Source organism: Streptomyces sp. NPDC024687 (assembly GCF_055559055.1).
Window position 1 is genome coordinate 543,398 of the sequence record NZ_JBVHLJ010000002.1, and the last position, 22,593, is coordinate 565,990.

Below are 22,593 nucleotides of genomic sequence, written 5' to 3' on the forward strand. Positions count from 1 at the left end.
CGCGTGCGTGCTGCCCAGCCGCCGCTTCCTGCTCGGCTCCCGGACCCCGGAGACCGCATGACGACGCTCCACCGACTCCTCGTCGGCCTGGCGCTTTTACTGACGGCCGCCTGCTCCTCGGGGGGTGAAAAGGGCGACCACGCCGAGCCGACGCCCACGCGAACGCCCTCGGTCGTCGCCGACCCCACGCCGTCCGCGAGCGCCTCGGCCTCCGTGAGTCCGGGTATCTCGTCGCCCACCCACAGGCCCAAGCCGTCCGCGTCGCCTTCCCGTTCTCCTGACAGGACCCCGGCCACCACTGCCGCGCCCGCGGGAGCGGGGTTCCCGGACGCCGGCAACACCGGCCCCCGTCTCCGGCTCAAGGCGCGTGCCGCCGGGAACATGAGCGTCAGGACCGACGGGGCCGTCATCCGGGGCCAGGACATCACCGGCTCGCTCGACATCTACGCGAACAACGTGACGGTGATCGACAGCAGGATCACCTCCACCAACTGGTGGGGGATCAACCTGCGCCCCGGCTACAGCGGGCTGAGGGTCCTGCACACCACCATCACCGCCGTTCCGGGCAAGGGGCCCGACAACGGCGGGGTCGACTACGCCGTCTCCAACATGGGCAGCAGCGCCATCGAGGTCGGCTGGTGCGACATCTCGGTGTTCGGCAACGCCCTCTCCATGGGCCAGGGCAACCTCCACGACAACTACGTCCACGGCCTCGTCCCCTTCCGCAACAACGGCGGCGAGTGGCAGCACACCGACGCGGTGATCAGCGGCGGCGGCAGCAGCGGCACCCTGGTCGTCCGGCACAACACCCTGCTCAACGCGGTCCCCGTCGACCAGGGGGCGTCCGCAGCCGTCGGCCTGTTCGCGGACACCGGGCACGTCTCCAACACCGTCATCGACGGCAACCTGCTGGCCGGCGGCGCCTACGCCCTGTACGGCGGCGGTGACGGCGCCACCGGGATCACCGTCACCAACAACGTGTTCTCCACCCGGTACCACCGCTACTCCGGCGTCTACGGTGCCGTCACCGCCTGGAACGCGGGCGGCGCGGGCAACGTGTGGCGCGGCAACCGGTTCGACGACGGCACCCCCATCACCCCGGAACCGGCAGGCTGAGGAAGAGGATCATGCGACGCATCGCCCGCGCCCCCTGGGAGCTCCTCAAGCGCGCCTTCGGCTGGCTCGTCCTCTTCGAGCTGCGCAACAAGGTGCTGCTGCTGCCCTCGGCGGTGCGGCTGCGTCGCCTCGAGGACGCCGAGACCCGCCGCCTCACGGCGGTCGTCGGGCCGGTGCCGCAGGCCCTCGTCGCCACCGTCATCGCCACCCACCGACGCCCCGACGCGCTGCGGGCCGCGGTCGCCTCGGCGCTGGCCCAGACGGTGCGCGACCATGTCGTCATCGTCGTCGACGACGGCGCCGGGCTCCCCGAACTCCCCGACGACCCACGCCTGTTCGCCGTCTCGCTGGCACGCAACACCGCCGTGGCGGGCGTCGTGCGCAATGTCGGCATCCGTCTCACCCGCTCGCGGTACGTGGCGTTCCTGGACGACGACAACCTGTGGGAACCCGACCACCTGGAAAGGGCGTTGACGGTCCTGGAGGCCCCCGGCGGACCCGACGGCGTCTACACCGCGCTGCGCCGCGTCCTGCCGGACGGGACCGAACGGGACGTCCTGTCCGTGGAGTTCGACCGGCACCGGGCCGCCCGGGAGTCCTTCCTGGACACCAACGCGTTCGTCGCCCGGCGCGACGGCTCCCTGCACTTCAGCCGTCTGCGCAGGACACCGAAGGTGCTGCCGCGCGAGGACTGGGAGCTGGTGTACCGCTACAGCCGCCATCACGCTGTACGCCATGTGCCGCACGCCACCGTGCGGTATCTGGTGAACCCCGGGAGCTTCTACACCACGTGGTCCGGCTGAGCGGCGCCCGGCCTGAGCAGCGCGGCGACCGCGGCCCTGCTGGCCCGCCGGCCCAGCATCGCCCGTGACGTCTCACGCAGCAGTACGGCGGCCCGGAAGCAGGCCGTCGGGACCGCTCCGTGGCGCCGCCGGTACAGCCGCACCCGGTTGAGGGTGAGCAGGGCCCACAGCCGGGGCGACACCTGGGAGTCGCCCCCCAGGTGAACGGCCTCGGCCGACGGCTCCAGCTGCGTGACGTGGCCCAGGTCCCGCGCCCGCAGGCAGTACTCGGTCTCCTCCGAATAGAGGAAGAAGGACTCGTCCCAGGGACCGCAGGCGGCCCGGCACTCGGCCGAGATCGCCATGAGCGCGCCGGTCGCCCAGTCCGCACGTGTGGGGCGCCGGTAGGCGCCGGGGTCGGTGACCAGTTCGCTCAGCCACGGGAAGCGCCCGGCCCGCCGGTTGCCGATGACGGCCTCGCCGAGGGCCCGCAACACGCTCGACTCCCGCCGCAGCGAGTAGTGGGGCGTGTCCCGGCCCTCCTCGTACAGCAGGGGTACGGCGATCCCGACGCCGTCGCCGAGGCTGTCGACGAGGCGCTTGGCGCAGCCCTGCCGCATCCGGATGTCGGGGTTGCAGATCAGGGCCACGTCCCCGCGGTCGACGGCCTTCAGCGCCGCGTTGACGCCGGCCGCGTACCCGGCGTTGCGGCCGGTCTGCACGACGGTCGCGTCGGGGGCCAGCTTCCCGAGGAGCTCGACGGTGTCGTCGGCGGAGTCGTTGTCGGCGACGACCAGCCGCCAGTCGAGGCCGGCCATGCCGTCCGGGAGGGCGGCGAGGAACCCGGGGAGCACCTTGGCGCTGTTCCAGGTGACGACGATGACGGCGACGGGGCTCAACGGGACTCCACGAGTTGGGGAAGCCGGTCTTCGGAGGCCTTGCGGGGGACGGCCGGGAGAGCGGCGGCGGCTGCCTCGCGCCGGATGAAACCGAGGTAGCTGCCCCCCGCCCCGAGCACCAGGAAGAACATGCCGGCGAACATGGGGAAGCTGAGCGAGTCGAAGGTCGCGCTGCTGACCAGGGCGACCAGCGACGAGGCGAAGAACGCCTGCCCGAGTTCACGGTCGGACTCGGTGCGGGCGAGCCGCCGGACGGCACCGCCGTGGTGGATGCCGGTGATGAACAGGACGAGCAGGGCGAGAAGTCCGAGCGCCCCCATCTCGGCCAGGGTCAGCATGTACTGGTTGTCGGTGAAGAAGTACAGGTCCGGGGTGAAGGTGCCGAAGCCCCGCCCGAACAGCGGGTGCTCCTTCAGATAGGGCACGATCGCGCTGTACTTGACCGTGCGGGCCTGGGTGCTGCTGTCGGAGTTGGTCAGGAACGACGCGAACAGGCCCGTGATCGTGCCGATCAGTCCGGGGACGAGCACCTTGAAGACCGCCACGGAGGCCGTCATCACGCCGATCGCGGCCCAGCGCCGGGCCGGCTTCCAGCGCGGCACCATCACCAGGGCCACCAGCAGCAGCCCGATGATCGAGGTCCGCGACACCGACAGCGGCAGCGCACCGCCCATGAGCACCACCGGGGCCCAGCGGCGCAGGACGTGGCGGTGGCGTCGTACCGGATCGAAGGCCTGCTGGATCGCGAAGGGCAGCAGGATGGCCAGCATGCCGGCGAACTCCAGCGGCTGGGCCGTGGTGGCCCGGGGCCGGGTGAAGGCACCGCGGTCCATGGCGCTCACCTGGGCGACGCTGGTCTGCAGGCCGGGGATGTGGATGGAGTCGGCGATGTTGGTGGCCGCGAAGAAGTCGTAGAAGCCGATCGCGGCGACGACGGACGCCAGGACGACCACCCGGCGCATCAGGACGTCAAGGCGGCCGCGTTCCTGCATGGCCGCCGAGGTCAGGACGACGAGCGAGACCCACACCAGGTATCCGATGAGCCCGCGGTCGGCCCCGAGGACCTCCTGGTGCGAGCTCTCGCGCATCGCGTCCGCGATGTAGGCCATGAGGACGGCCGTGCCGAGCACGCACATCGAGACCCGCACGAACCTGGTTCCCGGCGCGGGCAGAATGCGGCCGCCCAGCCAGGTCGCGAGGTACCACAGCAGGCCGAGCAGGGCGAAGACGTTGGCCGGGGTGCCGACGCCGCCAAGCGCGGGCAGGGCGAGGTTCGAGGGGATGAAGAAGGCCAGTGCCAGGTAGACGGTGAGGATCGCGGTGGCGTCGACGCGGCGGTTCAGCCAGCCCACCCGTTCGCGTTCGCGGGCGGGGGCGCGGGCCTGGCGCGGCCGGGCGGCGGCGTTGCGCCGGCGGCGGACCACCGTGATGCCCTCCACCAGGATCGACAGCAGGAACGCGCTGACGACGCCCACGATGACGACGGCCGCGATGCCCTGGTAGCGGTTCTTCGACTCCGCCACCGGGGTCTGCGGCAGCACCACGGGGGCCGTCTGCACGAGATAGGCGGGCGGCACCTTGGCGGCGGCCTGGAGGGCGTCGAGCTGCTCGCCCGCGAAGGCGGTCAGGATGTCGGTCTCCTCGAGCACCTTCTCCCGGTCCGTTCCGGTGACGCCGAGGACGAGCAGCGGGCTCTCGCTGTCCGGTGCGAACCCGGTCGTGTAGGGGTCCGTGACGCCTCTGCCGTGCAACTCCTTGGCCGCGTCGCTCGATTCGAGGGTTCTGATCAGCACGTCGGCCGTGACGATCAGCGAACCGCCCGCGTTCGAGATGGGGTTGCCGAAGGTGGGGGCCAGCCGGGCGACGGCCGAGGAGTCCAGCAGCGCGACCGAGCTCTGCGACTCGTAGGAGACCGGGACCGTCTCGTACAGATACGCGCCGCCGAGCAGGCTCAGGACGGTGAACGGCACCATGAAGTACCACCGTCGGCGCAGAATGGCCCATATCTCACCAATGCTCACGAACCATTCCTCCTTTCGGTGGCATCCGGCCACATGTCCTGCCAGTATCGGGGGCGACGGAAGGAACTCACATGTCGCCCGGGAACGTCGCCGACGCCCTGCTCCGCCGCTGGTACGTCCTGGTGGTGGCGCTGCTGTTGACGGCTGCCGGTGCCTACCACGTGGTGCGCCCCGCCCCCCAGTACGTCGGTTCCGCGGTGGTGGTGCTCAAGCCGCCGGTCACCCAGAACCAGCCCAACCAGCTCACCAACCTCCAGCCGCCGCTCGCCGTGCTCTCCTACGGCGTCGTACGGCAGCTGGAATCCCCCGCCGGGACCAAGGAGCTGAAGGCGGCGGGCGTGCACGGGACCTACCATCTCGTCCCCCGCAACAGCGGCACCAGCGCGACGCCCCGCTATCTGATCCCCTCCTTGCAGGTGCAGTCGCAGGCGTCCGGCGCGAAGGCCGCGGTGACGGCGGTGAGCCGCATCATCGACGTCTACACCCGGCATGTCGACGCGCTGCAGAAAGCCCAGGGAGTTCCGACCGGGGCGCGGATCACGGCGACGGTCCTGACCTCCCCGAGCGCCGCCCAGGTGCAGGGCGACAGGATGCGGGGCCTGGCGGGTACGGCGTTGCTGGGCGCGGCGGGCGGGATCGTCGGCGCGTTGTGGCTCGACCGGCTTCTGCTGAGCCGCCGCAAGGACGCTCCGGGACGCCGCCGTCGCACCGATCCGGTGCCCGTGGTGAGCTGAGGGGAACGGGTCGTTCATCAGATTCCGCGGCGCTTCCAGGACTCCCACCACAGCCACTCCCGCCCGCGCTCGGCCACGGCCGACCACACCAGCGGCTGGAGGTAGGGCATGGCCTTCGGCCCGATCCGCCGTCTGAGCCGCAGCGCGCGGTACTCGGGCAGACTCCGGTAGCCGGGCAGGCACTCCTCGGCGAACGCGACGCACTCCTCGACCGGGACGACCGCCGTACGTCCCCGGTCGTAGGCGCGGTAGGCGCGGCGCAGCGCGAAGCGGGCGAGCCGGGTGTGGACCTGGTCGGCCAGGCGGTCGGCGTCGGGCAGCCGGTCGGCGCACTTGGTGAGCACCGAGTCGAAGGCCACGAGCCGCTGGCGCAGGTCGTCGAGCTGGCCGCCGAAGTCGACGGTGGACATATTCTTGCCGTGGACGCGGTAGAAGGCCTGGTCGGCGCCGCGGATGTAGCCGACGTCGGCGTGCGCGGCGAGCCGCATCCACATCTCGATGTCGCCGGCGTGGGGCAGCGCCGGATCGTAGCCGCCGACCTTGCGCTGGAGGCTCGTACGCACGACGACCTCCGGCGAGGTGATGCAGCCGGTGCCCTCACGGAAACGCCGGTCGAGCCACCAGTGGCCAGGGTAGACGACCGAACCGGTGCTCCGGGTACGGGCCTCGGGCAGCGGGCCGCCGTGCTGGAAGCGCAGGGGCCGTCCGTAGGCGAAGCCGGCCTCGGGGTGGGCGTCCAGGAGGGCCGCGGCCCTTACCAGCGCGCCCGGGACCAGCCGGTCGTCGGCGGAGAGCAGGGCCACGTAGTCGCCGTCGGCCCACTCCAGCAGGCCTTCGTTGTACGTGGCGATGTGGCCCTTGTTGGTCTCGTGGACGTGGACCTCGATCCGCGGGTCGGAGGCGGCCAGTTTCTGCGCCACCTCCGCCGAGTCGTCGGGCGAGGCGTCGTCGATGATGAGCACCCGGACGTCGACGCCGTCCTGCTCGTCCAGGACGCTGCTCACACAGTCGGCCAGGAAATGGCCGTACTTGTAGCAGGGGATGACAACACTGACGGTGCTCATCTGTGGGGAAGCCAATCCCCGGTGACGGCCCGCGCCGGACTCGGCGCGGGCCACCACCGGTGGGTTCTGGTCGGTCAGTTCTTCTTCTTGCGGACGGTCGTCTTGCTGGTCAGGGTCCAGGTCTGGGACTTCACCGTGTGTCCCTTCTTGTCCAGGGCCTTGACGCCGACCTTGAACCGGGTGCCGTCCGGCAGGGGCGACGACAGGTGGACGGACACCTTGTGGGTGGCCCGGTTGTAGGAGGTGACGGCCGTGACGTGGAGCTTCTTGGCGGCCTTGGAACCGCTCAGGACGGTCACGGTCGCCTTGACGGACGACAGCTTGGCCGAGGCGGGCAGGGTGGTGACGAGCGGGCTCGTCGCGTCGGCGGTGTGCGCCAGCGAGGACGCGGTCACCTCCGAGGCGTTGGCCGTCGCCAGGGACGCGCTCGGGTTGTCGGCGGTGAAGACCGGGCCGACCCAGTAGTTCGCGGATCCGTAGGAGCCGTTCGGGAAGGCCGCCGAACTGCCGTACCGGTAGAGCCCGTTGTGGTGGGCGCTGGTGTCGGCCGTGGCCGTGAGCGGATAGGACTGGTGGGCCGCCGAGAAGTAGCCGCCGTCCACCGCGTAGTTGCCATTGGGCGCGTGGTAGGAGGCGACGTAGGCGGTGTCGGCGGTGACGGCCACCGGGGTGGCGAAGGTCATCGTCTGCCAGCCGGAGGCCGACTCGGTGGTGAAGGTGCCGGTGGCGAGCAGCGTGCCGTCGTCGGACCACAGGCTGCCGGTGTGGGTGCCCGTGTTGGTCGCGCCCTTGTAGAACGTGACGCCGGTGATCCAGCCGTTCGCCGAGGACGTGAACCGGGTGCCCAGCTCCACCGAGTTGCCGTCACCGGTCACCGCGGCCGTGGCCGGGGTGGCGGAGGAGTTCCACAGCGTGCAGGGGCAGGTGACCGCCGGCGGCTGGGAACTGGTGGTGAAGCTCCACGTGACCGGGTCCGCCATGGCGTTGCCCCACAGGTCGGAGGCCTGGACGGACGCGGTGTACGTGGTGTGCAGCGACAGCTCGGTCGACGGGGTGAAGGTCGCCTTGTTCGACGCGGGAAGCGTCTTGGTGCCCGGCACGGTGTTGCCGTCCGGGTCCTTCACGGTGAACGTCAGGCTGTCGGCGTCGATGGCGTGGTCGAAGACGGCCGACACCGGTGCCGTGATCGACGTACCGGTCGCGCCGGACGTCGGCGAGGTGGAGGTGACCGACGGCGGGGTCGTGCTGGCCGTCGAGGTGTCCAGCACCACGTCGACCCAGTAGTTGCTGCCGGAGGACGCCGAGGACGGGAAGGCGCTGGTGGAGCTGTAGCGGTAGACGCCGTTGCCGCCGTCGGTGCCGGACTGGAGTCCGGTGAGCGGGGCGAGGCCGGCGGCCTTGTCGGAGAAGTAGCCGCCGTCGTAGGAGTATCCGCCGTTGGGGGCGAAGTACGAGGCGACGTAGGTGGTGTTGGCCTTGACGGTCACCGGGGTGGAGAAGTTCAGCTGCTGCCAGCCGGAGGCCGTCTCGCTGGTGAAGGTGCCGGTGGCCAGGCGGGTGCCGGAGGCGCTCCACAGGCTGCCGGTGTGGGTGCCGGTGTTGGCCGGCGACTTGTAGAAGCGGACACCGGTGATGGAACCGGCCACCGTGGTACGGATCTTGACGCCGAGCTCCAGCGAGCTGCCGTCACCCGCGTTGACGGTGCCGGGGACGGCGGAGGCCGGCCAGATGGTGCAGGGGCAGGCCTGGGGGCCGACGGTCAGTGCGAGGGTGGTGGTGGCGCCGATGTTGACGCTGTCGTCCACCGCGCGGACCTTGATCGACGCCGCGCCCGGGGTCGTCGGGGTCCAGGTGTAGCTCCAGGAGGTGAGGCCGGTGGCGGCGTTCCAGGTCGATCCGCCGTCGGTGGACACCTCGACGCGGGCGACGACGCCGCCGGAGTCGGAGGCGGTGCCCTTGACGGTGACCGGCTTCAGCGCCGGGACCGTGGCCCCGGAGGCCGGGCTGGTGACGGTGACGGCCGGGCCGGTGGTGTCGGTGGTGGCCGTGGCGGCGACGAGGTTGCTCTGCCGGGTGAGCGGCTGGACGCCCATGTCGGCGAGGATGTTCACGGTCGCCTGCTGCATGCGGGCGTCCTCGGTGACCACCGTGTCCGCCGGGTCGTACGTCGGCAGGTTGGTCAGGCCCCACGACCACTGCACGGTTCCGGCCCCGAACACCAGGGCTCCGGAGTCCTGGTCGCGGAACTCGACGAGGTTGTGCGTCGCGGTGCCGTTGCCGTACATGTTGCCCCAGTCGAGGCGGTACTTCCCGTCGTTGATGTCCACCGTCGTGGACGACAGGTCGATCGCGCCGGCCGGTCGGGTGCTGTTGGAGATGTCGCTGTCCCACTCGTAACCGAGCGTGCCGGTCGGGAAGGTGGCCGTCTGGCTCGCCGTGAGGTTGGCGATGGAGGTGCCCCGCCACAGCCGGTTCTTGCCGTACGAGCCGGGGACGGTGATGGCGTCGGCGCGGTAGCCGTTCACCGTGAACATGGAGCCGGTGAGGATGTTCGGCGGCTGGTAGGCCTGACCGTAGTTCGTGCTGGCCGGGTCCATCCAGGTGCCGGTCCACTCGCCGCTCGGGTCGGCGATGCCGTTGTTCTGCGCCATCTTGGTCATCTTGTAGCAGACCATGGTGCGGTTGGCCGTGTTCGCGCCGTCGATGCTCGGGGCGAGCCGGGTCTTCCAGAACACCTCGTTGCCGCTGAAGAAGGCCTGCCTGACGCCTGCCTTGCGGGCCGCCAGGACGTTGGAGTACTGGCTCTGCGTCCAGTACTCGTCATGGCCCGAGGACAGGTACACCTTGTGCTTCTTCAGCAGGGTGGCGCCGTTGGTGGACACGTCCACACCGGACAGATAGCTGACGTCGTAGCCGTTGCGCTCCAGCCAGGACAGCATCATGAACTCGGAGCCGTAGATGCCGTTGTCGCCGCCGATGTCCAGCGGCCGGTTGTAGCTGACCTCGTAGGCGCGGCCGTCGGGCGCCGGGCCCGTGCCGCCGTAGAGGTCCTGGCCGCCGTAGTCGTTGTACGCCTGCCAGGTCTGGTCACTGGTCTGCACGACGACGTCGGAGGTGCTGGAGTCCTTGCGGACGACGAACGGGTACGGCATCAGACCGTCGCCGTCGGTCTGCGTGAGGTTCGCGATGTACAGGCCGGAGACGGCGTCGCTGGGCACCGTCCAGTTCACGGTCACGGGCCAGTTGCCGCAGTCGACCAGGCCGGTGGCGGCCTTGGTGGTGCAGTTGGCCGGCTTCGTCGTGTAGTTGGCCGGGTAGGTCGTCGCCGCCTGGGCCGCGGTCGAGATCAGCCGCGCCCCGTCGCCGCCGTACCAGCCGAGGCGGTAGATCTCCACCCGGTACGAGACCGGCGACTGGATCTTGAACTGGACGTTGTCACCGGCCTGGACGCTCTCCTTGGTGGAGAACCCCTTGATGTCACCGTAGGCGTTGGGCGAGTACCAGTCGGACATGGGGCTGCCCGCCTTGGAGTTCTCGCATACGACAGGGTTCGAGCCCGTACCGCAGGGATCGGAAGCCGCCTGTGCGGACCCCGCCTGCGGGAGCACAGCCCATACCAAAGCGGCTATGACGGCGAGGCGCCCGCCCCGGAACCGTCTGCTCCATCTGTTCATGTGTACCTCTCAGCGGTGCTGTGCAGGACCGACCCTGAAGTCGGGGGTGAGGCGTGTGGTGAGGGGACCGATCAGCCTCGGAGCGCTTCGGCGAGCGCGGCCACGACCTGCTGCTGCTGGTCGGGGGTGATCTGGGGGAACAGCGGGAGCGACAGGATCCGCTCCGCGGCCTTCTCGGCGTTCGGGAAGTCGCCCCGCTCGTGGCCGAGATGGCGGTAGGCCGGGGTGAGGTGGACGGGGGCGGGGTAGTGCACCCCGGCGCCGATGCCCTCGGCGTTGAGCTTGCCGACGAGGTCGTCGCGGTCGGCTCCGGCGACCTGGACGACGTACAGGTGCCAGACGTGGACGTTGCCGGGGGCCGTCACCGGGAGGACGACCCGGCCCCCGGCCGCGAGGTCGGCGAGCAGTTCGTCGTAGCGGGCGGCGGCCGCCCGGCGGGCCGCGTTGCCGCCCGCCAGCCGCTTGAGCTTGGCCCGCAGGACGACGGCCTGGAGTCCGTCCAGGCGGCTGTTGAAGCCGGGGACGTCGTGGCGGTACTTGGCGACACCGCCGTGGTTGGCGATCGCTCGTACCAGGCCGGTGAGTTCCTCGTCGTCGGTGAGCACCGCGCCCGCGTCGCCGTAGGCGCCGAGGTTCTTGCCCGGGTAGAAGCTGGTGGCCGCGACGGTGCCGCTGCCGGGCGCGCGGCCGTCGCGGGTGGCGCCCTGGCACTGGGCGGCGTCCTCCACGACCCGTACGCGGTCCGGAAGCCGGGCGGCCAGGTCGGTGACCTCGGCCATCTGGCCGTACAGGTGGACCGGTACGACCGCGCGGGTCGCCGGTCCGACGGCCTCCAGGGCGGCCTGGGGGTCGAGGAGATGGCTGTCCGGCAGACAGTCGGCGAGGACCGGGCGGGCGCCGATCCGGGCCACGGCCCCCGCGGTGGCGATGAAGGTGTTGGCGGGCACGACGACCTCGTCGCCGGGCCCCACCCCGCTCGCGCGCAGGGCGAGTTCGACGGCGTCGGTGCCGTTGGCGACCCCCACGCAGTGCGCGACCGAGCCGAACTCGGCGTACTCGCGCTCGAACTGGCGGACCTCGTCGCCGCCGACGAACGCCGTGTTCGCCAGTACCCGGTCGAAACCGGCCCGGACCTCGTCGGCGACTTCTTCGTGGGCCGCCTTGAGGTCCACGAGCGGAATCTGGTTCATGTCAGTGGTCCCCCCACTGTCGGTGTTGCGAGTTCGTCCAGCGCGGGCGCGCCCGCCGCGCGCAGCCGTCGGGCCGGGCTCCCCACCCAGACCTCACCCGGCGGTACATCGTCGAGTACGGCACTGCCCATGCCGATCTGTGACCAGGCGCCCACGGTCGCGCCCTCCCTGACCAGGGCGCCGGAGCCCACGTAGGCGCCGCGCTCCAGCCGCACTCCCCCGCCCAGGCGGACCCCGGAGGTGAGTGTCGCGTAGTCCTCGACCACGTCGTCATGGGTGAGGACCACCTGCGGCATCACTGCCACATGGGCGCCCACCCGTACGGCGGCGGTCAGGACGCAGTGCGCGAGCAGGACCGAGCCGGGGCCGATCGCGGAGTCCGTCGAGACCACCGCGGTCGGGTGGACCACGGTGGCGTAGCGCTCCTCGGGCAGGGCGAGCCGCCGGACCAGCCGGGCGCGGGCCGCGTAGTCGCGCGGGTTGCCCACGCAGATCACCACCCGCGCCTCGGGCAGTTCGTGGACCAGCTCGCAGCCGCCGAGGACGGGCACGCCGGCGACGTCGGTGCCGTGCAGGTCCGCGTTGTCGTCGAGGTGTCCGAGCAGCTCGAAGGCGCCCGTGTCCGCCACGGCCCGGGCGGTCTCCCGGGCGAAGCCGCCCGCGCCGACGATCACGAGTCCGGTCATCCGCGGGCCTGTTCGCGCAGTGCCGCGACGACGCGGTCCTGCTGGGCCTCGGTCATCGTGTGGAACAGCGGCAGGATCAGCGAGTCGCGGCTGATCCGCTCGGTGACCGGCAGCGGCACGCTCGGGTGGTCCGCGTAGGCCGGTTCGAGGTGTGCGGCCATGATCCCGCGTCGGGCGGAGACGCCGGCGTCGGCGAGCGCTTCGAGCAGGTCGTCGCGGCCCACGGGGAAGTCCTCGGCGAGCAGCACCCAGTAGGACTGGAAGTTGCTCTGTCCGTGCGCGGGGTCGCACACGGGGGTGAGGCCGGGGACGTCGTGCAGCAACACGTCGTAGCGTGCGGCCAGTTCGCGGCGGCGGGCGATCATCGCGTCGAGCTTGCCGAGCTGGACCAGGCCGATCGCGGCCTGCACGTCGGTCATCCGGTAGTTGAAGCCGACCTCCAGGTAGCTTTCCAGCATCGGCTTGTTGCTCGCGTGGCGCTGGGCCGCCGAGGCGTTCATGCCGTGCTCGCGCAGCCGGCGCAGCCGGGCCGCCCACTCGGCGTCGTCGGTGGTGACCATCCCGCCCTCGCCGGTGGTGACGAGCTTGCGGGGGTGGAAGGACCAGGCGGCGAGCAGCGCGCCGTGTCCGACGGGCTTGCCGCCGACGGTCGAGCCGATGGCGCAGGCCGCGTCCTCGACCAGCGGCAGGTCCCAGTCGGCGCAGGCCGCGCGCAGGGCGTGCACGTCGGCCGGTACGCCGCCCTGGTGGACGGCGAGGACGGCCTCGGTGCGGGCGGTGCGGACCTGCTCCACGGTGGCCGGGGTCAGGTTGCCGGTGACGGGGTCGACGTCGGCGAACACCGGCTCGGCGCCGACGTACCGTACGGCGTTGGCGGTGGCGATGAACGACAGCGAGGGCACCACCACTTCGTCGCCGGGCCCGATACCGAGGGCGACCAGCGAGAGGTGCAGCGCGGTGGTGCAGGAGCTGACCGCGACGGCGTGCTCGGCGCCCACCCGCTCGGCGAAGGCCCGCTCGAAGGCGGCGACCCGGGGGCCCTGGGCGACCCACCCCGACAGCACGGCGTCGGAGGCGGCGCGGGCCTCCTCCTCGCCGAGCCAGGGGATCATCACCGGGATGCGGTCGGTACTCACTCGGCGGCCCCCTGCTCGGCGGAGCGCTCCGCGCGCCACCACTGGACCAGGTCCCTCAGGCCCGTGCGCAGGTCGATCTCGGCGGTGAACCCGAGCCGTTCGGTGGCCTGGCTGGTGTCCGCGAGCCGGCGCACCACCGAGTTCACCGACCGGGCGGGACCGTGCACCGGTTCCAGCCCCTCGGCGCCCATCGCCTCCAGCAGCCCGTCGGCGAGCTCGCGCAGCGAGGTCTCGCTGCCGCTGGCGATGTTGAACACCTCGTCGGTGACGTCCGCCTCGGCGGCCAGGATGTTGGCCCTGGCGATGTCGCGGACGTCGACGAAGTCCATGGTCTGGGTGCCGTCGCCGAGGATCAGCGGCGGCTCGCCCGACTCGATGCGCTCCATCCAGCGGATGAGCACCTCGGTGTACAGGCCGTGGATGTCCATCCGGGGGCCGTACACGTTGAAGTAGCGCAGGGCCACGTAGTCGAGCCCGTACATGGCGTGGAAGCTGCGCAGCATGCCCTCGTTGAAGGCCTTCGCCGCGCCGTAGAACGTGTCGTTGTTGTAGGCGTGGTGGCGCTCGGTCGTCGGGAAGACCTCGGCCATGCCGTAGACGGACGCCGAGGAGGAGGCGATCACCTTGCCGACGCCGGCCGCGGCCGCCGCCTCCAGCACGTTGAAGGTACCGTCGACGAGGACCTCGTTGGCGAGCCTCGGCTCCTCCGCGCACTGGGTGATGCGGATCGCGGCGAGGTGGAACACCAGGTCGGCGCCCTCGGTGACCTTCTTGACGGTGTCGACGTCCCGGACGTCACCCTCGACGACCTCCACCACACCGCTGGGCAGGGCCTTTTCGAGGTTGGCCCGGCGCCCGCGCACGAAGTTGTCGAGTACGACGATCTCGCGGGCGCCGCCCTCGGCCAGCAGGTCGACCAGGTTGGAGCCGATGGTGCCGGCTCCCCCGGTGACCAGGATCTTCTTGCCACGTACGGTGCTCAACTGCGGTTGCCTCTCAGGTGATGGGGATCTGTCAACGCCCGGCGCGCAGGCCGACGACCGCGCCCTTGAACTGCAGGCTCCGGGAGGCCGCTTCGAGGATGTCCAGCACCCTCAGGCCAGCCCGGCCGTCGGTCAGCGGCGCCCGGCCCGTCCTGATCGAGTCGGCGAACTCGTCGACCATGCTGCGCAGCGCTTCCTTCTCGCCGATCGCGGGCGCGACCATGTCTCCCGAGCGGTACGAGATGAGCATGTCCCGGCGCTCGTCGGCGCCGATCTCCTGCGGTGCGGCCATGTCCACGCCGCGGTCGTAGACGGACACCCGCTGCAGCGGGTTGAGGTCGTCCCAGAGCAGGGTGCGCTTGGAGCCGCCCACCATGGTGGTGCGCACCTTCGTCGGCGACAGCCAGTTGACGTGCACGTGGGCGATGGCCCCGGTGCTGAGCGTGAGCGTCAGATAGGCGATGCAGGCCTGTCCGGCGCCGATCGGGTCGGCCCCGTGGGCGGCGACGGCGACCGGCTCGACGCCCGCGGGCAGGATGAAGTCCAGGATGGACAGGTCGTGCGGGGCGAGGTCCCACAGGACGTCGATGTCCTTCTGGACGAGCCCGAGGTTGATGCGGACCGAGTCGACGAAGTGGACCTCGCCGAGCTCGCCGGAGTGGACCAGTTCCCTGATGCGGCCCACGGCGGGCGTGTAGCAGTAGGTGTGGTCGCACATCAGGGTGAGCCCGCGCTCCTCGGCCTCGGCGACCAGCCGCATCCCGTCGGCGTAGGTCGCCGCGAGCGGCTTCTCCACGAGGACGTGCTTGCCGGCGCGCAGGGCGGCCAGGGCGATGTCGAGGTGGGTTCCGGCGGGCGTGGCCACGGCGACGGCGGCCACCTCGGGATCGGCGAGAACGGCCGCGTAGTCCGAGGTGGCCTCGACGGTCGAGTAGCCGCCGAGGACCCGCCGGGCCCGCTCCACGTCGAGGTCGACCAGCGAGCGCAGCCGAAACTGCTCGCTCGCCTGGAAGTTGCGGACGAGGTTGGGTCCCCAGTAGCCGGCCCCTACGACCGCCACCCCCAACGGCTCGCTGCTCTGCGTCACGTGGTCCCTCTTCCTTCGGTCCATCAGTAGGCCCCCGTTCCGCGCACCACCGCTGTCGTGGTGCGCGCCAGGATGGACAGGTCGAGGCTGGTCGACCAGTTGTCCACATATGCGAGATCGAGCCGGACCGCTTCCTCCCACGGCAGGTCCGAGCGGCCGCTGACCTGCCACAGCCCGGTGAGGCCGGGCTTCACGAGCAGCCGGCGTCTGACCTCCGCCGGATACTCCTCCACCTCCTCGGGCAGCGGCGGGCGCGGGCCGACGAGCGACATGTCGCCCTTGACCACGTTGATCAGTTGCGGCAGTTCGTCGAGGGAGCTGCGGCGCAGGAACGAGCCGACCCGGGTGATCCTCGGGTCCCCCTTCACCTTGAACAGCAGACCGTCGCTGTTCTCGTTGAGGTGCTCCAGTTCCGCGCGCAGCGCCTCCGAGTCGGCGCGCATGGTGCGGAACTTGAACATGGTGAAGTGGTCGCCGTACCGGCCCACCCGCTGCTGCCGGAAGAGTGCCGGTCCCGAGCTGTCCAGGCGGACGATCAGGGCGACAAGCAGCATGGGCAGGGCGAGCAGAAGCAGCAGGCCGGCGGCGAAGGAACGATCCAGCAGTTCCTTCGGCAGCCGGGAGGTCCGGGAGAGGTTCGGCGCCTGGACGCGCACCAGCGGCACCCCGTTGGTGGGCCGTACCGCGAGCCGGGCCGCGGACACGTCGGCCAGGACGGGAGCCAGCAGGAAGTCCACGCCCCGCGCGGCCGCGGTCCAGGACATCCGGCGCAGGACGGAGGCGTCGAACTCGGGCGCGGGCAGCACCACCAGGGTGCCGATGCCCATGGCCCGGATGACGTCGTCCATGGTGTCCACACCACCGAGGACCGGGATCCCCAACTTGCGGACCGCCGAAGCGTTCTCCGGATCGCTCAGGCACACGCCCGCGGCCCGGAGCTCCTGGACACCGTCGCGCCGCAGCACGGCGACCAGCTCCGCGATGCCGTGCGCCGGCCCCACCAGGAGCGTGGCGCTGCGGCCCCGGTCCCTCGCCCACCTGCGGTGCAGCCGGCGCCGGAGCGCGTACCGGACCAGCACGGCGAGGAGGCCGGCGGGCAACGCGGCCATGATCATGTCATGAAAAAGGCCCGCATCGTGGGTGAAAGACCAGTGCGCGACCGCGGAGAGCGCCGGCAGGGCGACGGCGCCTCGGAGCACCCGTCGGTACTCCTCGGTGCCCAGTCCCAGGGCGCTGCGGTCGTAGGAACGGTGGGCCACCATGGCCACGATCCACGTCGGGGGCAGCACCAGGGCCACCGCCCAACGGCCGTACACCGAGTGGATCACGAAGGCCGCGGCAACAGCCGCGAGGCTGTCCGCGACCAGCAGAACGATCCGGTACCTCTGCTCCCATGGTCTTCGACGACCTTGCGGAGTCCTGTGTTCCACAAGCAATTGCTCATGCGTGACCTCAATGGTCATGCGCCCCCCACACGTGCACGGTTACCCCTGACCGAACACCGATGTGTCCCCAACACAGCGGCAGCTGAAAAACAAAGGAAGCCTCAGCGGTTCCCCAACCGCCGCATGTCCCCATACATGTCGGCTAGCGCCTGACGTTCCCCACCCAAACCCGTTCGGCGGCCCTCAATCTAGACCACCGAACGCAGTCACGGGAACAGTTGGACGAAACACACATCGCAATAGTGACATCGACTGCATACTGCCCAGGTGACGAGCATCGTGATCCCGGCCCACAACGAGGCGCAAGTCATCGGCCGGCTCCTCGACTCACTTCTGGCCGATTCCTCGGAGGACGAGACAGACATCGTGGTCGTATGCAACGGCTGCACGGACGACACCGCCCGGACCGCGGCCGCTCGCGGTCCGCGCGTGCGGGTGGTCGAGATCCCCGTGCCGTCCAAACACGCCGCTCTGCGGGCGGGTGACGACCATGCGCGGGGCTTTCCCCGCCTCTACGTGGACGCCGACGTCGTACTCGGCGGCGCCGACGTACGGGCGTTGACCGCGCCCCTCGACGACGACACCTCGAGCATCCTCGCCACCGCGCCGCAGCGGAGCATTCCGCTGGCCGGCTGCGCCTGGCGGGTGCGCGCCTACTACCGGGTGTGGCAGCGGCTGCCCGCCGTCCGCGAGGGGCTGTTCGGCCGGGGTGTCATCGCGGTCTCCAAGGCGGGACACGCCCGGATCGCGGCCCTGCCGCCCCTGATGGCCGACGACCTGGCCGCTTCCCTGGCCTTCACGCCCGAGGAGCGGCTCGTGGTCGACGCGGCCCGGGTCGTGGTCCAGCCGCCGCGAACATGGCCGGATCTGATCAAACGGCGGATCCGGGCCGCGGTGTCCACGGCCCAGGTCGAACAGCAGCACCAGCGCCCGGAAGAGGCCTCGGCGCGCACGAGCAAGGCGGACCTGATCGCCCTGGTCCGCGCCGAACCGAGGCTGCTGACGGGTGTCGTAGTCTTCCTCGCGGCGGCGGTCGTCGCCCGGCGCGGGGCCGCGAAGGCCATCCGCGCCCAGGACTTCGGCACCTGGCTGCGGGACGAGAGCAGCAGACAGCACTGAAGCGCACCAGATCCGGAGTACCGAACATGTACCTCACCGACCGCTCCGCGCCCGCGGAGGCGGACACCGGACAGGGCCGAAGACGCGGTCTGCGGCCCGGGGTCGCCCCGGTCGTGCTCGTGCTGGGCACGGTCAGCCTGATCACCGACATCTCCTCGGAGATGGTCACCGCGGTCCTGCCGCTCTACCTCGTCAGCACGCTCGGCTTCAGCCCGCTGGCCTTCGGCACCCTCGACGGCGTCTACAACGGTGTCAGCGCGCTGGTCCAGCTGACCGGCGGCCACCTCGCCGACCGCATTCGCAACCACAAACTCCTCGCCGGCCTGGGGTACGGCCTGTCCGCGCTGTGCAAGCCGCTGCTCCTGCTCGTGAGCAGCATCGGCGCGCTCGGCACGGTCCTCGCCCTGGACCGCACCGGCAAGGGCCTGCGCACCGCCCCGCGCGACGCGATGATCTCCCTGTCCACCTCGTCCGGGAAACAGGGCCGGGCCTTCGGTGTGCACCGGGCGATGGACACCACCGGCGCAATGCTCGGCCCGCTCGCCGCCTTCCTCATCCTGAGCGCGGCGGCCGACGGCTACGACGCGGTGTTCGGTGTGAGCGCGTGTGTGGCGGTGCTCGGCGTGGTCGTCCTGGTGCTGTTCGTGCCGGGACGACGGCAGGGAGGGCCGGCGGCCGGCACGGACGGCACGGGGGCGTCACCCACAGGGCGGCAGGACCCGGGCGATGCCCCGCAGGCGTTCGTGCCCGGCGCACGGCACGGCGCGCCGACCGACCAGGCGCCCGGCACGGACCTGGTCGCATCCGGCGGGCGGCAGGTCACCGGCGCGGACGAGCCCGGTGCCACCGACGACAGGCCCCCGGTCCGCGTCCGTGAAGCGCTCGCGCTCCTGCGGCTGCCCCAGCTGCGCGCCCTCGCCGGCTGCGCCGCCCTCCTCGGTCTGACCACCGTCAGCGACGCCTTCGTCTACCTGCTCCTGCAACGCCGCGCGGGCATCGCCGAACAGTGGTTCACGCTGCTCCCGCTGGGCACCGCCGTCGTGTTCCTGCTGCTGGCCGTGCCCGTCGGGGCGCTGGCCGACCGGGTCGGGCGGTACACCGTGTTCCTCGCGGGGCACGGAGCGCTGCTGACGGGTTACGCCCTCCTGCTGTGGGCGCCGGCCACACCGGCGCTGCCCTTCCTCGTGCTCGCCCTGCACGGGGTGTTCTACGCGGCCACCGACGGCGTGCTCCCGGCCGCCCTCGCGGACATCGTGCCCGCGCAGTTGCGCGCCAGCGGCCTCGCCATCGTCGGCACCAGCCAGGCACTGGCCCGGTTCTGCTGCTCGCTGGCCTTCGGCGCGGCCTGGACGGTGTGGGGGGACGGCCCGGCGCTGGCCGCGTCGGCGGTCGGCCTGCTGTGCTGTGCGGCCGTCGCGAGCCGGGTGCTGCGCCCGACGGGCGGCAACCGATGACCACCAGGGCCCCGACGGTCCAGGGGCCCCGACGACCACCACCGCCACACGGGCCCCCCGGCCGAGCTCCGGCCGGCCTGCGCGCCCGCATGCCGGAGCGGACCGTACGGCTGCTCCACTCCTCCCGCGCGGCCACCGGAACCGACAGCCCCGACGCCCGCGAGAAGCTCCGGGGCATGCCGCGCTCCGTTCGCCTCCGAGCCCCCGGGCCACCGAGGGAGCCCCGACGACCACCACCGCCACATCGAGGAACCACATGACACCGCTACGCCGCCGCCTGCTCGTTCTGCTCACGGCGGTCCTGCTGCTCGCGGGCGTGGGCACGGGCCTGGTGCTGCACGCCGCCGACCGCGCGGACCGGGCGAACCGACCCCAGTCGGACGGCCCCGCCGTCGGCACCGGCAAGCTGACGCTCGGCCAGAAGAACCGCCTGACCTTCATCAACGCGGCCGCGGGCCCGCACCGCACCGCGGTCGCCTCGGTCCCGTCCGCCGATCCGAAGGCCGGACGCACCGCCTCGGACCTCAAGTGCGCGCGCTTCTACGCGGCCGCCGGTACCGGTATCTGCCTCCAGTCCAACCCCGGCGTCCTCAAGCAGAGCAACCGCGCCCTGCTCCTGGACGCCGACCTGCGCACCCGCCACACCTACGCCCTCGCGGGCACCCCCAGCCGGGCCCGGGTCTCCCCCAGCGGACGCTTCGTCGCCTGGACCGTCTTCGTCTCCGGCGAGTCGTACGCGTCGGCCTTCTTCTCCACCCGGACCTCGGTCCTGGACACCCGGACCATGAAACTGACGCCCAGTCTGGAGTCCTTCGCCATCACCCTGGACGGCAAGTTCTACCGGGCCGCGGACGTCAACTTCTGGGGCGTCACCTTCGCTTCGGACGACGACACCTTCTACGCCACCCTCAACTCCGCCAACAAGACCTACCTGGTGCGGGGTTCGCTGTCCGCCCGCGAGGTCACCACCCTGGTCGAGAACGTGGAGTGCCCCTCGCTCTCCCCCGACGGAACCCGGGTGGCCTTCAAGAAGCGGGTGTTGTCCCGGACCGACCTGTGGCACGAGTACGTCCTGGACCTGCGCACCCTCGAGCAGACCCCGCTCGCCGAACGCCACAGCGTCGACGACCAGGCCACCTGGCTCGACAACAGGACCGTCGCCTACGCCCTGCCCGCCGAGGGCAAGGTGGGCACCAGCGACCTGTGGAGCGTCCCGGCCAACGGCACGGGCACGCCGCGTCTGCTGATCGCGGGCGCGTCCTCCCCGGCACCCCTGTAGCAGACCGCGGTCAGTGCAACTCGGCCTCCACGGGGTCGTCTTCGAGGAACCCGCCCGACTGGTGGCGCCACAGCTTCGCGTACGGGCCGTCCAGGGCGAGCAGTTCCTGGTGGCTGCCCTGCTCCACGATCCGCCCGCGGTCGAGGACGACGAGCTGGTCCATCCCGGCGACCGTGCTCAGCCGGTGGGCCACCACGAGTGCCGTCCGCCCCTCCATGAGCCGCCACAGCGCCTCCTGGACCAGGATCTCGCTCTCCGAGTCCAGGGCGCTGGTCGCCTCGTCGAGCAGCAGGATCGGCGCGTCGCGCAGGATCGCCCGGGCGAGGGCGACGCGCTGGCGCTGTCCGCCGGACAGCTTGACGCCGCGCTCGCCCACAAGGGTGTCGAAGCCCTCCGGCAGCGCGTCGGCGAACTCCGTGACGTGGGCCGCCTCGGCGGCACGGCGGATCTCCGCGTCGGTGGCCTCGGGCCGGGCGAAGGCGATGTTGTCGCGCAGGCTCCGGTGGAACATCGCCGGGTCCTGCGGCACGTAGGCCATCAGACCGCGCAGGTCGGTCTGGCGCAGTCTGCTGATGTCCTGTCCGCCGACCAGGATCCGGCCGCCGTCGATGTCCTGCATCCGCAGCAGCAGCCGGGTGAGCGTGGTCTTGCCGCCGCCGGAGCGGCCGACGAGCCCCACCTTGGTCCCGCCGGGCACGACCAGGTCGAGTCCCTCGAAGAGCCGCTCGGCGCCCGCGTGGGCGAAGCTCACCTGCTCGAAGCGGACCTCGGCGGGCCCGGGCAGCAGCGGCTCGGGCGACGGCGGGTCGAGCACGGTCGGCGGGGTCAGCAGCAGTTCGGTGAACTGCGCGGCCTCCGTCATAGAGCTCTCCAGGCGCCTGTAGATCTGATTGAACTCGAACATGATCCGGGTCGCGTTGGAGTAGTAGGTGAAGGCGACCACGACCGCCTCCACACCGTGCTCGCCCCCGCCGAGGGTGACCGCGAGCAGCAGCCCCAGCGCGTTGGTCAGCACCGACATCGGCGCGACAAAGGTGTCGATGCGCAGATTGCCGTAGTCCCACGACCGGAGCATGAGCCGGCGTGAGGCCGCGACGCGGGAGCGGTGCTCGGCGGCCTCGCGTTCCTCGGCGCCGAAGGCCCGGACGGTGTCCATGTTCATCAGGCTGTCGGCGACGTGCCCGGAGACGCGGGCGACCGCCGCCTCGCGCTCGGCGACCAGTGCCTGGCGGCGCCGGATGAGGGGCGCCGCGCACAGCGCCGTCACCGCGATCATCGTCAACAGACCGACGACGAGCAGCGGTTCGTAGCGCCAGAGCACCACCGAGCCGAACAGCAGCGGCACGACATTGCCCACGACCTGGAAGGCCAGGGTGTCGACGAACGGCTCGAAGCGGGTGGCGAAGCTCAGGACGCGCTTGGTGAGCGACCCGGCGAAGTTGTCGTGGAAGAACGTCGCGTCCTTGGCGAACAGTTCGTCCATCCCGATGACGTACAGCTGCTCGATACCGAGGGCGTCGAGACGGTTCATGCAGTGCAGGGCGACCCGCCACAGCGCTTCCGCGAGCAGCAGGACACCGGCGAAACCCAGGACGTATGGCAGGGCCGACCCGATGGTGAGTCCGCCGCCGTCGGCGATGTCTCCGGCGAGTTTCGCGACGATCAGCGGGGCGATGTAGTTGAGGCCGATGCCGCCCAGCGCGAACAGCAGCATGGCGGGAGCCGTCAGCCGGCGGAGCCGGGCCAACTCCCGTCCGTAGTAACGAAGTGCGAGGAGCACCGCGCCCCTGCGCGGGGTGATCTTCTCCAGCTCAGGCGTCTGCATCCTAACCCTGTGTGTATGGGGAGTAGCGGTCCGAGTTCGGCAGTGTCCCGCGACGACCCCCACCCGGTCCACGCGTTTTTCGGCAGGTCAGGCCCACGG

17 protein-coding genes are annotated in these 22,593 nt (G+C 71.3%); 6 read left to right on the plus strand and 11 right to left on the minus strand.

Annotation, left to right across the window (positions count from 1 at the left end; translation table 11 throughout):
- Window positions 1-57: 57 nt before the first annotated feature.
- Together ACZ39I_RS08890 and ACZ39I_RS08895 are read left to right on the plus strand one after the other, a co-directional pair.
- Entirely contained in the window at window positions 58-1,116 is a 1,059-nt protein-coding gene (locus ACZ39I_RS08890; RefSeq protein WP_467243756.1) for a hypothetical protein, read from the plus strand.
- A gap of 11 nt (window positions 1,117-1,127) precedes the next feature.
- Window positions 1,128-1,919, plus strand: a complete 792-nt coding sequence (locus ACZ39I_RS08895; RefSeq protein WP_467243757.1) for a glycosyltransferase family 2 protein — start codon at window positions 1,128-1,130, stop codon at window positions 1,917-1,919.
- Here ACZ39I_RS08895 and ACZ39I_RS08900 read toward each other — a convergent pair.
- Complete coding sequence (locus ACZ39I_RS08900; protein ID WP_467243758.1) at window positions 1,898-2,797, minus strand: glycosyltransferase family 2 protein; 900 nt, start codon at window positions 2,795-2,797, stop codon at window positions 1,898-1,900. The genes ACZ39I_RS08895 and ACZ39I_RS08900 overlap by 22 nt on opposite strands.
- Complete coding sequence (locus tag ACZ39I_RS08905) at window positions 2,794-4,818, minus strand: O-antigen ligase family protein (protein ID WP_467243759.1); 2,025 nt, start codon at window positions 4,816-4,818, stop codon at window positions 2,794-2,796. Before ACZ39I_RS08905 ends, ACZ39I_RS08900 begins: the two co-directional genes overlap by 4 nt.
- Before the next feature lie 71 nt (window positions 4,819-4,889).
- Here ACZ39I_RS08905 and ACZ39I_RS08910 point away from each other — a divergent pair, with 71 nt between their 5' ends.
- Complete coding sequence (locus ACZ39I_RS08910; protein ID WP_467243760.1) at window positions 4,890-5,552, plus strand: hypothetical protein; 663 nt, start codon at window positions 4,890-4,892, stop codon at window positions 5,550-5,552.
- 17 nt (window positions 5,553-5,569) lie between these two features.
- Here the strand turns inward: ACZ39I_RS08910 and ACZ39I_RS08915 are convergent, their stop codons facing one another.
- The 8 genes from ACZ39I_RS08915 to ACZ39I_RS08950 form a co-directional block, all read right to left on the minus strand.
- A complete protein-coding gene (locus ACZ39I_RS08915) occupies window positions 5,570-6,616 on the minus strand; it encodes a glycosyltransferase family 2 protein (protein WP_467243761.1) in 1,047 nt (348 codons plus the stop codon).
- Window positions 6,617-6,690: 74 nt separating this feature from the next.
- Window positions 6,691-10,128 carry a DUF4082 domain-containing protein gene (locus ACZ39I_RS08920; protein WP_467243762.1) on the minus strand — a complete coding sequence of 1,146 codons (3,438 nt, stop codon included), beginning with the start codon at window positions 10,126-10,128 and terminating at the stop codon, window positions 6,691-6,693.
- A 233-nt stretch (window positions 10,129-10,361) separates the two neighbouring features.
- The gene (locus ACZ39I_RS08925; RefSeq protein WP_467243763.1) at window positions 10,362-11,480 is read right to left on the minus strand and encodes a DegT/DnrJ/EryC1/StrS family aminotransferase; all 1,119 of its coding nucleotides are present in this window, start codon (window positions 11,478-11,480) and stop codon (window positions 10,362-10,364) included.
- Window positions 11,477-12,166 carry an acetyltransferase gene (locus ACZ39I_RS08930; protein ID WP_467243764.1) on the minus strand — a complete coding sequence of 230 codons (690 nt, stop codon included), beginning with the start codon at window positions 12,164-12,166 and terminating at the stop codon, window positions 11,477-11,479. The genes ACZ39I_RS08925 and ACZ39I_RS08930 overlap by 4 nt, the downstream gene beginning before the upstream one ends.
- Window positions 12,163-13,302 (minus strand): DegT/DnrJ/EryC1/StrS family aminotransferase, encoded by a 1,140-nt coding sequence (locus tag ACZ39I_RS08935; protein WP_467243765.1) that lies wholly within the window; start codon window positions 13,300-13,302, stop codon window positions 12,163-12,165. The genes ACZ39I_RS08930 and ACZ39I_RS08935 overlap by 4 nt, the downstream gene beginning before the upstream one ends.
- Complete coding sequence (locus ACZ39I_RS08940) at window positions 13,299-14,285, minus strand: NAD-dependent epimerase/dehydratase family protein (RefSeq protein WP_467243766.1); 987 nt, start codon at window positions 14,283-14,285, stop codon at window positions 13,299-13,301. Before ACZ39I_RS08940 ends, ACZ39I_RS08935 begins: the two co-directional genes overlap by 4 nt.
- 31 nt (window positions 14,286-14,316) lie before the next feature.
- Entirely contained in the window at window positions 14,317-15,372 is a 1,056-nt protein-coding gene (locus ACZ39I_RS08945) for a Gfo/Idh/MocA family protein (protein ID WP_467243767.1), read from the minus strand.
- A gap of 23 nt (window positions 15,373-15,395) precedes the next feature.
- Window positions 15,396-16,835: a sugar transferase gene (locus tag ACZ39I_RS08950; protein WP_467243768.1), complete on the minus strand. Its 1,440-nt coding sequence runs from the start codon at window positions 16,833-16,835 to the stop codon at window positions 15,396-15,398.
- A gap of 249 nt (window positions 16,836-17,084) precedes the next feature.
- Here ACZ39I_RS08950 and ACZ39I_RS08955 point away from each other — a divergent pair, with 249 nt between their 5' ends.
- The 3 genes from ACZ39I_RS08955 (at window position 17,085) to ACZ39I_RS08965 (ending at window position 20,669) form a co-directional block, all read left to right on the plus strand.
- Window positions 17,085-17,936, plus strand: a complete 852-nt coding sequence (locus tag ACZ39I_RS08955) for a glycosyltransferase family 2 protein (RefSeq protein WP_467243769.1) — start codon at window positions 17,085-17,087, stop codon at window positions 17,934-17,936.
- A 26-nt stretch (window positions 17,937-17,962) separates the two neighbouring features.
- Window positions 17,963-19,390 carry an MFS transporter gene (locus ACZ39I_RS08960; RefSeq protein WP_467243770.1) on the plus strand — a complete coding sequence of 476 codons (1,428 nt, stop codon included), beginning with the start codon at window positions 17,963-17,965 and terminating at the stop codon, window positions 19,388-19,390.
- Window positions 19,391-19,646: 256 nt separating this feature from the next.
- Window positions 19,647-20,669 (plus strand): TolB-like translocation protein, encoded by a 1,023-nt coding sequence (locus ACZ39I_RS08965; protein WP_467243771.1) that lies wholly within the window; start codon window positions 19,647-19,649, stop codon window positions 20,667-20,669.
- Window positions 20,670-20,679: 10 nt separating this feature from the next.
- Here the strand turns inward: ACZ39I_RS08965 and ACZ39I_RS08970 are convergent, their stop codons facing one another.
- Window positions 20,680-22,494: an ABC transporter ATP-binding protein gene (locus ACZ39I_RS08970; protein ID WP_467243772.1), complete on the minus strand. Its 1,815-nt coding sequence runs from the start codon at window positions 22,492-22,494 to the stop codon at window positions 20,680-20,682.
- Between the last annotated feature and the right edge of the window lie 99 nt (window positions 22,495-22,593).